Here is a 12,067-nt window from a genome sequence, read left to right as displayed (position 1 = left end):
GTTGCCGTCGGCTATACCTGCTTCTACACGCTAGAACATTCAACCGGCCCGCGTCGGTTGATTTGCCCTGCCCGGCGCACGGAGCGCGCCGTTCATCACATTCCACGGAGGGTGTTTTCATGCCGCAACAGGGTTTCAGCCTGATAGAACTGCTTATGGGACTGGCGATTGGCGCAATTGTTCTGCTGCTGGTCAGTCCGGCGTTCGCCACGCTCAGAGAATCGAGCCATCGGGATCAAGCGGCGCAATCGCTGCTCGATGGCCTGCGTAACGCTCGCACACTGGCCATCACGCGCAATCAGAGCGTGGTGATTCATGGCATCAACGGCGACTGGAGTCAGGGCTGGCGGATCATTCTGGATATCAGCGGCAAAGGGCCGAAGGACAGCAGCAATCCGCTGCTGCAAGAGCGTGCGAGTGACACGCAGGTGCCGATTGTCGGCAATTGGTCGGTGAGTCGTTACGTACGTTTCAGCAGTCTGGGGCAACCACTGATGCCCGGGCGGGCGTTTCAGGCTGGGACATTACATGTCTGCTCGGCTCGCGAGCCGGTCAGTCAGCGCCAGATAGTACTGGCGGCGACCGGTCGCGTGCGCCTGAACAGTCAAGAGACTGAGCAGGCGCTGTGTCAAAAAACCGAAAACGTCAGATCGAACGCACGCGCAGCTCTTTAGGCATCGAGAACGTAATGTTCTCTTCACGCCCGGCCAGTTCATCGGCACCGGTAGCGCCCCAGGCCTGCAATTGCTGAATCACGCCGCGCACCAGTACCTCCGGCGCGGAAGCACCGGCGGTAATGCCGATACGCTCAACGCCATCGAACCAGCTCTTTTGCAGGTCTTCGGCACCGTCGATCAGGTAGGCCGGTGTGGCCATGCGCTCGGCGAGTTCACGCAGACGATTGGAGTTGGAACTGTTCGGGCTGCCGACCACCAACACCACGTCGCACTCGTCAGCCAATTGCTTGACCGCGTCCTGACGGTTTTGCGTGGCGTAGCAGATATCGTCCTTGCGCGGGCCGCCGATAGCCGGGAAGCGCGTGCGCAGCGCATCGATGACACGACTGGTATCGTCCATCGACAGCGTGGTCTGGGTGACGAAAGCCAGTTTGTCCGGGTTGTGTACCTGCAATTCGGCGACGTCTTTCTCGTCTTCAACGAGGTAGATCGCGCCGCCATTGCTGCCGTCGTACTGGCCCATGGTGCCTTCGACTTCCGGGTGACCGGCGTGACCGATCAGGATGCACTCACGACCGTCGCGGCTGTATTTCGCCACTTCGATGTGCACCTTGGTCACCAGCGGGCAAGTGGCGTCGAATACTTTCAGGCCACGGCCGGCGGCTTCGGTGCGCACAGCTTGGGAAACACCGTGAGCACTGAAAATCACGATGACATCGTCCGGCACCTGATCCAGCTCCTCGACGAAGATCGCCCCGCGACTACGCAGGTCTTCAACGACAAACTTGTTGTGCACCACTTCGTGACGCACGTAGATCGGCGGCCCGAAGACTTCCAGGGCGCGGTTGACGATTTCGATCGCCCGGTCCACGCCGGCGCAGAAGCCACGGGGGTTGGCGAGTTTGATTTGCATGCTGTGCCTCGTGTCTTACGCGCGAAAACAATGAATTACTAATTGTGGGAGCGAGCCTGCTCGCGAAAGCTGACTGACATTCAACACTGATGTCGCCTGACACACCGCATTCGCGAGCAGGCTCGCTCCCACATTTTTACAGCGCTTTAACGTTGATGATCTCGACGTCAAAGGTCAGCGTCTTGCCCGCCAGCGGGTGGTTGAAGTCGATGGTCACTTGCGTGTCGTCGAACTCTTTCACCACACCCGGCAGCTCAGTATTGGCCGCATCGTTGAAGATCACCAGCAAACCCGGTGACAGCTCCATATCGACGAACTGCGAGCGCGGAATGATCTGTACGTTTTGCGGGTTCGGTTGGCCGAAGGCGTTTTCCGGCTCGACGGTCAGCGTGCGCTTGTCGCCGGCCTTGAAGCCGAACAGCGCTGCTTCGAAACCCGGCAGCAGGTTGCCGTCGCCGACCTTGAAGGTCGCCGGGGCTTTGTCGAACGTACTGTCGACGGTGTCGCCGTTCTCCAGGCGCAATGCAAAGTGCAAGGTGACTTCCGTGTTCTGGCCGATGCGTTGCTCAGCCAATACCTGTTCAGTCATGAACGGCTTCTCCGGTCTTTTTACTTTTGAACATATCCAGTGCCAGCATCACCGCGCCAACCGTAATCGCGCTGTCGGCGAAGTTGAACGCCGGGAAGTACCAGCGGTTCTGCCAGTGCACCAGAATGAAATCGATCACATGGCCCAAGGCAATGCGGTCATACAGATTGCCCAGCGCGCCGCCCAATACCAGCGCCAGCGCGACGGCCAGCCAGGTTTCGTTGCGGCCCAGACGCTTGAGCCAGACCACCAGCACCACACTGACCACAATCGCGATCAGGGCGAACAGCCAGCGCTGCCAGCCGGAGCTGTCAGCCAAAAAGCTGAAAGCAGCGCCGGTGTTGTAAGCCAGGGTCCAGCTGAAGTAATCGGGAATGATCACGATCTGCTGGAACATTTCGAGCTTGCCTTCGAAGTAGAACTTGCTGGCCTGGTCGATGACCAGAACCAGCAAGCTCAACCACAGCCAGCTCAACCGTCCGAAACGGCCAACGGCATTAGGCATAGTGACGAACCTCGCCAGCGCCGCTGATGTTGTCGACGCAACGACCGCAGATTTCCGGATGCTCCGGGTTCACGCCGACGTCTTCGCGGCAGTGCCAGCAACGGGCGCACTTCGGGAAGGCCGATTTGACGATCTTCAGCTTCAGGCCGCTGACTTCAGTCACTACCGCATCAGCCGGTGCCTGAACGAACGGCGCAACGCTTGCGGTCGAAGTGATCAGGACAAAGCGCAGTTCGTTGCTCAGCTTGGCCAGATCGGCGCTCAGGGCGTCTTCGGCGTACAGCGTCACTTCGGCTTGCAGGTTGCCACCGACAGCTTTCGCTGCGCGCTGGATTTCCATTTCTTTGTTGACCGCTACTTTGACCGCCATCACGCGCTCCCAGTAGTCGCGACCCAGTTCCACGTCAGCCGGCAGTTCGGTCAGGCCTTCGTACCAGGTGTTGAGCATCACCGATTCGTTACGCTCGCCCGGCAGGTATTCCCACAGTTCGTCAGCAGTAAAGGCGAGGATCGGCGCGATCCAGCGCACCAGCGCTTCGGAGATATGGAACAGCGCGGTTTGCGCCGAACGGCGGGCCTTGCTGTTGGCGCCAGTGGTGTACTGACGGTCCTTGATGATGTCGAGGTAGAAACCGCCCAGCTCCTGCACGCAGAAGTTGTGGATCTTCGAGTAGACGTTCCAGAAACGGTATTCGCCGTAGTGCTCTTGCAGCTCGCGCTGCAGCAGCAAGGTGCGGTCGACCGCCCAACGATCCAGCGCGAGCATTTCTTCGGCCGGAAGGATGTCGGTGGCCGGGTTGAAGCCGGTCAGGTTCGAGAGCAGGAAACGCGCGGTGTTACGGATACGACGATAGGCGTCCGCACTGCGCTGCAGGATCTGGTCGGAAACCGCCATTTCGCCGGAGTAGTCGGTCGAAGCCACCCACAGACGCATGATGTCGGCGCCCAGGGTGTCGTTGACCTTCTGCGGCGCGATCACGTTGCCCAGCGACTTGGACATCTTGCGGCCGGCTTCGTCGACGGTGAAACCGTGGGTCAGCAGTTCGCGGTACGGCGCGTGGTTGTCGATGGCGCAACCGGTCAGCAGCGACGAGTGGAACCAGCCACGGTGTTGATCGGAACCTTCCAGGTACAGGTCGGCACGCGGGCCGCTCTCGTGACCCATCGGGTGCGAACCGCGCAGGACGTGCCAGTGCGTGGTGCCCGAATCGAACCAGACGTCGAGGGTGTCGCTGATCTTGTCGTACAGCGGCGCTTCGTCGCCGAGCAGTTCGGCAGCGTCCATCTTGAACCAGGCTTCGATGCCTTCGACTTCAACGCGTTTGGCGACTTCTTCCATCAGCTCGACGGTGCGTGGGTGCAGTTCGCCGCTTTCCTTGTTGAGGAAGAACGGGATCGGCACGCCCCAGTTACGTTGACGCGAGATGCACCAGTCCGGACGGTTGGCGATCATCGAGTGCAGGCGCGCTTGGCCCCAGGCCGGAACGAACTTGGTGTCCTCAATGGCTTTGAGCGAGCGCACACGCAGGGTGTCACCGCTGGTTGGCTCTTTATCCATACCGATGAACCACTGCGCAGTCGCGCGGTAGATCAGCGGGGTTTTGTGACGCCAGCAGTGCATGTAGCTGTGTTCGATGACGGTGGTGTGCATCAGCGCACCGACTTCGGTCAGCTTGTCGACGATGGCCGGGTTGGCCTTCCAGATGAACTGACCGCCGAAGAACTCCAGCGACGGCACGTACACGCCGTTGCTCTGCACCGGGTTGAGGATGTCGTCGTTGACCATGCCGTATTTCTTGCAGGTCACAAAGTCGTCCACGCCGTAGGCCGGAGCGGAGTGAACCACACCGGTGCCAGCGCCCAGTTCGACGTAGTCAGCCAAGTACACCGGCGACAGACGGTCGTAGAACGGGTGACGGAAGTTGATCAGCTCCAGCTGTTTACCGGTGGTGGTGGCGATGACCGAACCTTCCAGGCTGTAACGCGCCAGGCAGGCCTCGACCAGCTCTTCAGCCAGCACCAGCAGCTTGTCGCCGACATCAACCAACGCGTAGTTGAATTCCGGGTGCACGTTGAGCGCCTGGTTGGCCGGGATGGTCCACGGGGTGGTGGTCCAGATCACGATCGAGGCAGGTTTGCCCAGCGACGGCAGACCGAACGCGGCAGCCAGTTGGGCTTCGTCAGCGATCGGGAAGGCCACGTCGATGGTCGAGGACTTTTTGTTCTCGTACTCGACTTCCGCTTCAGCCAAAGCCGAACCGCAGTCGAAGCACCAGTTCACAGGCTTCAAGCCCTTGAACACGAAACCGCCCTTGACGATTTCCGCGAGGGCGCGGATTTCACCGGCCTCGTTTTTGAAATCCATGGTCTTGTACGGGTTGGCCCAATCGCCCAGCACGCCGAGACGGATGAATTCGGACTTCTGCCCTTCGATCTGCTCGGTGGCGTAGGCACGGCACAGTTCGCGGGTCTTGTCCGCGCCTAGATTTTTGCCGTGGGTCACTTCAACCTTGTGCTCGATCGGCAGGCCGTGGCAGTCCCAACCCGGAACATACGGCGCGTCGAAGCCCGACAGGGTCTTCGAGCGGATGATCATGTCCTTGAGAATCTTGTTCAGTGCGTGACCGATGTGGATCGTGCCGTTGGCATACGGAGGGCCGTCATGCAAAACGAACTTCGGACGATCCTTGCCAATCTCGCGCAACTTTCCGTACAGGCCAATACTGTCCCAGCGCTGCAGGATCTGCGGTTCGCGCTGTGGCAGGCCGGCCTTCATTGGGAAGGCGGTGTCCGGAAGGTTAAGCGTGGCTTTATAGTCGGTCATTTAAGGCTCTTCATTAGCGATGGGCGCTAGGTGCGGCTAGTGCACGGGCGGTGGCGACATCCGCATTGATCGCCGTTTTCAATGCCTCCAGGGAGGCGAAGCGCTGCTCTTCACGCAGCTTTTGGTGGAAAACCACCGTCAAACGCCGGTCATACAGATCGCCGGCAAAATCTAAAAGATGGACTTCAAGGTGGGCCTTGCCATCACCTTGCACCGTAGGCCGTACGCCGATATTGGCGACACCTGGCCAGGTCTTGCCGTCGATATCGACATCCACCAGGTACACCCCGGTGAACGGCACGCGACGACGCTTGAGTTGAATGTTCGCAGTCGGCGTACCCAGTTGCCGGGCCAGCTTCTGGCCATGCAGCACGCGACCGGCGATGCGGTACGGGCGGCCGAGCAAACGTTCGGCCAAGGCAAAATCGGCGGCGGCCAAGGCGTTGCGCACTTGTGTGCTGCTGACGCGAATGCCGTCCAGCTCGACGGTTTGTGCCGCTTCGACGGTAAAACCGTGCATCTGCCCGGCCTGCATCAGAAAATCGAAATCGCCGAGGCGGTCGCAGCCGAAGCGGAAATCATCGCCGACTTCCAGGTGCTGCACGCCGAGGCCATCGACGAGGATGGTGTCGACGAACTCACTCGCGCTGAGCTTGCTCAAGCGCTGGTTGAACGCCAGGCACAAGACCCGGTCAACGCCTTCGGCCGCCAGCAGTTGCAGCTTGTCGCGCAACCTTGCCAGACGCGCCGGCGCAGTCTCGGGGGCAAAGAACTCCCGTGGCTGCGGCTCGAAAATCACCACGCAGCTGGGTACGCCCAACTCGAGCGCACGCTCACGCAGTCGGGCCAGGATAGCCTGGTGACCACGGTGAACACCGTCAAAGTTGCCAATAGTGGCGACGCAGCCCCGATGCTGGGGGCGCAAGTTGTGGAGGCCTCGAACCAGCTGCATAACGCGCTTCTTGCTCATAAAGTGGTCGATTATAACCACACCCGACGGTCGACGACAGGCAACACCGTAACGCAAAGTGAACGAGCCGACAAAACTGCCGGCCCGGGCCTGCTTATAAAGGGTAAAACCTTAGCTCAAGGCCTTGCGATTGAAGTCTCGCAGGCGGAAACCGAGCAGCAGCAACATACCGAAATAAGCGACCACGCCCGCCGCGACCAATGCGCCCAGACGCAGAAAGCGCTCAAGCATGTGCCCCTGATCCCACGCCGGCATGAAATGCATGCCCAGCAACAGCACTGCCGACATCACCGCCACCGCGATAACCAGTTTGAAACCGAACTTGGCCCAACCCGGCTGCGGCTGATACATCTGCTGCTTGCGCAGTTGATAGAACAGCAATCCGGCGTTGAGACAGGCACCGGCACTGATCGCCAGTGCCAGCCCCGCGTGCGCCAACGGGCCAATCAGCACCAGGTTGAACAACTGAGTAACCACCAGGGTGAAGATTGCGATTTTTACCGGCGTACGGATGTTCTGTTGCGCATAAAAGCCCGGCGCCAGAACCTTGATCACGATAATTCCGAGCAAACCGACAGAGTAAGCAATCAATGCGCGCTGAGTCATTTCGGCGTCGAAGCCACTGAACTGACCGTACTGGAATAACGAAACAGTCAGCGGCTCGGCGAGAATCCCCAGCGCCAGCGCACAGGGCAGCACCAGCACAAAGCACAGGCGCAGGCCCCAATCGAGAATCCGCGAATATTCGTGGCGATCTTTGCTCGCGTAAGTTTTCGCCAGGGTCGGCAGCAGGATTGTGCCCAGCGCCACACCCAGTACGCCGGACGGCAACTCCATCAGGCGGTCGGCGTAATACATCCACGACACCGAGCCTGCGACCAGAAACGAGGCGAAGATGGTGTTGATGATCAGCGAGATCTGGCTGACCGAGACGCCGAGAATCGCCGGCAGCATCTGCTTCATTACGCGCCAGACGCCGGTATCGCGCAGATTCAGACGCGGCAGTACCAGCATGCCGATCTTTTTCAGGTGCGGCAGTTGGTAGAGCAATTGCGCCAGACCACCGACCAGCACCGCCCAACCGAGCGCCATCACCGGCGGGTCAAAGTAAGGTGTGAGGAACAGCGAAAACACGATCATGCTGACGTTAAGCAGAGTCGGCACGAAGGCCGGCACGGAGAAACGGTTCCAGGTATTGAGAATCGCGCCCGCCAGTGAGGACAGGGAGATCAGCAATATATAAGGGAAGGTCACCCGCAACAGATCAGAGGTGAGCTGGAATTTTTCCGGCGTGTCGGTAAAACCCGGAGCCGTAGCCCAGATCACCCAGGGTGCGGCAATCATGCCTAGCGCAGTCACCACCGCCAGCACCAGTGTCAGCAAACCCGAGACATAGGCAATGAACGTACGGGTTGCCTCTTCACCTTGCTGGCTTTTGTATTCAGCGAGAATCGGCACAAAAGCCTGAGAGAAAGCACCCTCGGCGAAGATTCGTCGCAGCAGATTGGGCAATTTGAAGGCAATAAAGAAGGCGTCCGTCGCCATCCCGGCGCCGAATGTACGGGCAATCAGCGTGTCACGAACAAAGCCCAGAATCCGGGAAAGCATCGTGATAGAGCTGACGGCGGCCAACGATTTGAGCAGATTCATTGAGGGAATTTGTGCCTGTCGATAAACAGCAGGCGAACAAAGCGCCTACTTGTGCGATACTCCGCGCCGCAGCAGCACAGAGCCAAAGCTCGCGAGTTTACAGGTCAAGCGCCGGAAATAAATATCCCGCCTCTTTATACCTACCACTTAGCGGAACGTTTCAAGTGCCCTTGACAAGACTTCAACTCATCGGCATGATTCGCGGCCTATTTTGTTTGCTATTTCCTAAAAAGTCTTTCGAGGAGCTCGACGGTGGCCAACTCACCTTCCGCCAAAAAACGTGCAAAACAGGCTGAGAAGCGTCGCAGCCACAACGCCAGCCTGCGTTCCATGGTTCGCACCTACATCAAGAATGTAGTTAAAGCCATCGACGCAAAAGACGCTGAAAAAGCTCAAGCTGCATACGTTCTGGCTGTGCCAGTTATCGACCGTATGGCCGATAAAGGCATCATCCACAAGAACAAGGCTGCTCGCCATAAGAGCCGTCTGAATGGCCACGTCAAAGCACTGAAAGAAGCTGCTTAATCCGACGTAGTCATTAAAAAACCGACCTTAGGGTCGGTTTTTTATTGCCTGTGATTTAACAAATCCCAGCGCAAAAAAATGTAGGAGTGAGCCCACTCGCGATAGCGGTGTCACAGTCAATAATTGCATCGACTGACACACCGCTATCGCGAGCAGCCCCACTCCTACAGTTGGTTTCGCGGCGTTATTGCTGGACCGGCACCCACGGCAGGATCGGGATGGCGGTCACGGCATTCTGCGGACTGCCTTCGATCAAGCGGTCGCTGTAGACCAGATACACCAGCGTGTTGCGCTTCTTGTCGAGGAAACGCACCACCTGCATGGTCTTGAATACCAGCGAAGTGCGCTCCTTGAACACCTCATCGCCATCCTTCAGATCACCCTTGAACTTGATCGGACCAACCTGGCGACAGGCGATCGACGCTTCGGCGCGATCCTCAGCCAGACCGAGACCGCCCTTCACACCGCCCGTCTTGGCGCGCGACAGGTAACAGGTCACCCCTTCGACTTTCGGATCATCGAAAGCCTCGACCACAATGCGGTCGTTCGGGCCGACAAACTTGAACACCGTCGACACCTGACCGATTTCCTCGGCCGAGGCGAGCAATGGCATTGCCATCAGCAAGCCCAACAATCCTTTCGCTAAACGCATCGAGTTTTCCTTAGACCAGAATCAGGTTGTCACGGTGAACCAGTTCCGGCTCCGCCATGTAACCGAGCAAACCGACAATCGCATCTGACGACTGACCGATGATTTTTTGTGCTTCCAGCGCACTGTAGTTGGCCAGACCACGAGCAATCTCGCGACCATCGGGCGCCACGCAGACGACCATCTCGCCGCGACGGAAACTGCCCTGCACCAACTTCACACCGACGGGCAGCAGGCTTTTGTTGCCCCTGGACAACGCCGACACCGCCCCCTCGTCCAGCACCAAGGTGCCGCGAGTTTGCAGATGCCCAGCCAGCCATTGCTTACGCGCCGCAAGCATGCCGCGCTCAGGCGACAGCAACGTGCCGATGCGCTCACCCGCCTTCAGACGATCGAGCACGCGCTCAAGACGCCCACCGACAATGATGGTGTGCGCACCGGAACGCGCAGCCAGTCGCGCCGCACGCAGCTTGGTCTGCATGCCGCCGCGCCCCAGCGCACCACCCGTGCCGCCCGCTACCGCATCCAGGCTCGGATCATCCGCGCGCGCCTCGTAAATCAGCTGCGCATCAGGGTTATTGCGCGGATCAGCGTCGAACATGCCGTCGCGATCGGTCAGGATCACCAGCAGATCCGCCTCGACCAGATTCGCCACCAACGCCGCCAGCGTGTCGTTGTCGCCGAAACGGATTTCGTCGGTGACCACTGTGTCGTTTTCGTTGATGACCGGGATGACTTTCAGTTCGACCAGTGCGCGCAAGGTGCTACGGGCGTTCAAGTAGCGCTTGCGGTCGGACAGGTCGTCGTGAGTCAGGAGAATCTGTGCAGTGTGCCGGCCATGCTCAGCGAAGCTCGACTCCCACGCCTGCACCAGACCCATCTGACCAATTGCCGCAGCCGCCTGGAGCTCGTGCATCGCACTGGGTCGTGCGGTCCAGCCCAAACGACTCATGCCGGCCGCCACCGCCCCAGAGGACACCAGCACCAACTCGACGCCAGCCTCATGCAAGGCCACCATCTGCTCGACCCAGACACTCATTGCCGCGCGATCCAGCCCCTTGCCATCAGCTGTCAGCAAAGCGCTGCCGATCTTCACGACCCAACGCTGCGCACCTGTCACCTTGCTCCGCATCATCTTCAACCTTAGCTTGAGGGCAGCGCGACCCAGCGCCGCCCATGACGTTATTTGTGACTTGCGATTTCCAGATACTAAAACGCCGCTCGATTGAGCGGCGCCTTAGAAAAACGGCTTGCAGCGATGATAACACCGCCCCGAGATGAAGACTCAGCAGACACCAGCGATCTTCTGGAGATCAAAAGATCGCAGCCTGCGGCAGCTCCTACCCAACGAATCAGTCACGCACGTAAATGATTTCCGGACCGTCTTCGTCATCCACATCTTCTTCGTCCCAATCATCGTCGCCGATGTCATGGACCGACTTCACACCGCTGCGACGCAGGGCACGCTTGTCATCCAGCGCCTGCAGTTGCGCGCGAGCTTCGTCTTCGATGCGCTGATCGAGGTCGGCCAGCTCTTCCTTGTAAGCCGGGTCATTGGCCAGGCGATCGGCGCGATCTTCCATGTAACGCATGATGTCGTGGCACAGACGCTCGGTACCGATCTTGGCGATGGCCGAGATCACGTAGACCGGACCGGTCCACTCGAGGCGATCAACGATTTCCTTGACGCGCTCATCGTGATCCTCTTCAAGGATCTGGTCGCACTTGTTCAGTACCAGCCAACGATCACGCTCAGCCAGGGACGGGCTGAACTTGATCAGCTCGTTGACGATCACTTCAGCGGCATCCGGTGCACTGCTGTCATCCAGCGGCGCCATGTCGACGAGGTGCAGCAGCAGACGCGTACGCGCCAAGTGCTTGAGGAAGCGAATACCCAGACCGGCACCGTCGGAAGCACCTTCGATCAGACCCGGAATGTCGGCAATGACGAAGCTCTTCCAGCGATCAACGCTGACCACACCGAGGTTCGGCACCAGCGTGGTGAACGGGTAATCGGCAACTTTCGGCTTGGCGGCCGATACCGAACGGATAAAAGTACTTTTACCGGCATTCGGCAAGCCCAGCAGACCGACGTCAGCCAAGACTTTCATTTCCAGCTTCAGGTCGCGCTGCTCACCCGGCTTACCCGGAGTGGTCTGACGCGGCGCACGGTTGGTACTGGATTTGAAACGGGTGTTACCCAGACCGTGCCAACCGCCCTGCACGACCATCAGCTTCTGGCCAGCCTTGGTCAGGTCGCCAATCACTTCCTGGGTAGCAGAGTCGATCACCGTGGTGCCGACCGGCACGCGCAGGATCAGGTCTTCGCCTTTTTTACCGGTGCAGTCAGTGCTGCCGCCGTTGGAACCACGCTCGGCATCGAAGTGCCGGGTGTAACGGTAGTCGACCAGGGTGTTGAGGTTTTCATCGGCCATCATGTAGATGGAACCGCCATCACCACCATCACCGCCGTTCGGGCCACCGTTTTCGATGAACTTTTCCCGACGGAAACTCATGGCGCCATTGCCGCCGTCACCAGCCTTTACGCGAATCGATACTTCATCAACAAACTTCATAACCAACGCCTCTCGCCATACGGACGAGCCGAAAAACAATCAAGACATAAGACTCTTGCAAAAATGAGCGCAGCGACCCCAAAACACGACATGTATCGCACGCCGACAGCCCATACAAACAGTTTTGCAAGAGACTCACCCCACAAACGAAAAAGCCCCGTCGCAAGACAGGGCTCTTCCAGCGATCTC

Annotated in this window: 11 protein-coding genes; 2 read left to right on the top strand and 9 right to left on the bottom strand. The window is 59.1% G+C overall.

Annotation, left to right across the window (positions count from 1 at the left end; genetic code table 11):
• Positions 1 to 119 precede the first annotated feature (119 nt).
• Complete coding sequence (locus CKW38_RS24370) at positions 120 to 674, top strand: GspH/FimT family pseudopilin (protein WP_095114073.1); 555 nt, start codon at positions 120 to 122, stop codon at positions 672 to 674.
• Here CKW38_RS24370 and ispH read toward each other — a convergent pair.
• The 6 genes from ispH to murJ all read right to left on the bottom strand — a co-directional run bounded on the left by ispH (position 646) and on the right by murJ (position 8,128).
• Complete coding sequence (gene ispH, locus CKW38_RS24365) at positions 646 to 1,590, bottom strand: 4-hydroxy-3-methylbut-2-enyl diphosphate reductase (RefSeq protein WP_007909838.1); 945 nt, start codon at positions 1,588 to 1,590, stop codon at positions 646 to 648. The genes CKW38_RS24370 and ispH overlap by 29 nt on opposite strands.
• A gap of 136 nt (positions 1,591 to 1,726) precedes the next feature.
• On the bottom strand, positions 1,727 to 2,164 hold the full coding sequence (gene fkpB / locus CKW38_RS24360; RefSeq protein WP_174245140.1) for an FKBP-type peptidyl-prolyl cis-trans isomerase: 438 nt from the start codon (positions 2,162 to 2,164) through the stop codon (positions 1,727 to 1,729).
• Positions 2,165 to 2,171: 7 nt separating this feature from the next.
• Positions 2,172 to 2,684, bottom strand: a complete 513-nt coding sequence (gene lspA, locus CKW38_RS24355; RefSeq protein ID WP_095114072.1) for a signal peptidase II — start codon at positions 2,682 to 2,684, stop codon at positions 2,172 to 2,174.
• On the bottom strand, positions 2,677 to 5,508 hold the full coding sequence (gene ileS / locus CKW38_RS24350; protein WP_007909830.1) for an isoleucine--tRNA ligase: 2,832 nt from the start codon (positions 5,506 to 5,508) through the stop codon (positions 2,677 to 2,679). The genes lspA and ileS overlap by 8 nt, the downstream gene beginning before the upstream one ends.
• A 13-nt stretch (positions 5,509 to 5,521) precedes the next feature.
• Positions 5,522 to 6,460, bottom strand: coding sequence for a bifunctional riboflavin kinase/FAD synthetase (ribF, locus tag CKW38_RS24345; RefSeq protein WP_007909828.1), 939 nt, complete (start codon positions 6,458 to 6,460; stop codon positions 5,522 to 5,524).
• Between the two features lie 129 nt (positions 6,461 to 6,589).
• A complete protein-coding gene (gene murJ, locus CKW38_RS24340) occupies positions 6,590 to 8,128 on the bottom strand; it encodes a murein biosynthesis integral membrane protein MurJ (protein WP_007909826.1) in 1,539 nt (512 codons plus the stop codon).
• A 252-nt stretch (positions 8,129 to 8,380) separates the two neighbouring features.
• Between murJ and rpsT the strand changes: the two genes are divergently transcribed.
• Entirely contained in the window at positions 8,381 to 8,653 is a 273-nt protein-coding gene (rpsT, locus tag CKW38_RS24330) for a 30S ribosomal protein S20 (RefSeq protein ID WP_003228351.1), read from the top strand.
• A 184-nt stretch (positions 8,654 to 8,837) separates the two neighbouring features.
• On the opposite strand, the gene CKW38_RS24325 is transcribed toward rpsT, so the two are convergent.
• The 3 genes from CKW38_RS24325 to cgtA all read right to left on the bottom strand — a co-directional run bounded on the left by CKW38_RS24325 (position 8,838) and on the right by cgtA (position 11,878).
• A complete protein-coding gene (locus tag CKW38_RS24325; protein WP_007909822.1) occupies positions 8,838 to 9,305 on the bottom strand; it encodes a CreA family protein in 468 nt (155 codons plus the stop codon).
• 10 nt (positions 9,306 to 9,315) lie between these two features.
• Positions 9,316 to 10,434, bottom strand: coding sequence for a glutamate 5-kinase (proB, locus tag CKW38_RS24320; RefSeq protein WP_095114071.1), 1,119 nt, complete (start codon positions 10,432 to 10,434; stop codon positions 9,316 to 9,318).
• A gap of 220 nt (positions 10,435 to 10,654) precedes the next feature.
• Positions 10,655 to 11,878, bottom strand: a complete 1,224-nt coding sequence (gene cgtA, locus CKW38_RS24315) for an Obg family GTPase CgtA (RefSeq protein ID WP_007909819.1) — start codon at positions 11,876 to 11,878, stop codon at positions 10,655 to 10,657.
• Between the last annotated feature and the right edge of the window lie 189 nt (positions 11,879 to 12,067).

The organism is Pseudomonas sp. Irchel 3H7, assembly GCF_900187605.1.
In the GTDB taxonomy this organism is placed as follows: Bacteria; Pseudomonadota; Gammaproteobacteria; order Pseudomonadales; family Pseudomonadaceae; genus Aquipseudomonas.
The sequence above is the reverse complement of the archived record's forward strand: the minus strand, read 5'-3'. Positions and strand labels throughout refer to the sequence as shown.

What these genes read in the sequence shown, in the direction of transcription:
- CKW38_RS24370 (WP_095114073.1), top strand. Translation starts at nt 120, where the DNA reads ATGCCGCAACAGGGTTTCAGCCTGATAGAACTGCTTATGGGACTGGCG.
- ispH (WP_007909838.1), bottom strand. Translation starts at nt 1,590, where the DNA reads ATGCAAATCAAACTCGCCAACCCCCGTGGCTTCTGCGCCGGCGTGGAC.
- lspA (WP_095114072.1), bottom strand. Translation starts at nt 2,684, where the DNA reads ATGCCTAATGCCGTTGGCCGTTTCGGACGGTTGAGCTGGCTGTGGTTG.
- ileS (WP_007909830.1), bottom strand. Translation starts at nt 5,508, where the DNA reads ATGACCGACTATAAAGCCACGCTTAACCTTCCGGACACCGCCTTCCCA.
- ribF (WP_007909828.1), bottom strand. Translation starts at nt 6,460, where the DNA reads ATGCAGCTGGTTCGAGGCCTCCACAACTTGCGCCCCCAGCATCGGGGC.
- murJ (WP_007909826.1), bottom strand. Translation starts at nt 8,128, where the DNA reads ATGAATCTGCTCAAATCGTTGGCCGCCGTCAGCTCTATCACGATGCTT.
- CKW38_RS24325 (WP_007909822.1), bottom strand. Translation starts at nt 9,305, where the DNA reads ATGCGTTTAGCGAAAGGATTGTTGGGCTTGCTGATGGCAATGCCATTG.
- proB (WP_095114071.1), bottom strand. Translation starts at nt 10,434, where the DNA reads ATGCGGAGCAAGGTGACAGGTGCGCAGCGTTGGGTCGTGAAGATCGGC.
- cgtA (WP_007909819.1), bottom strand. Translation starts at nt 11,878, where the DNA reads ATGAAGTTTGTTGATGAAGTATCGATTCGCGTAAAGGCTGGTGACGGC.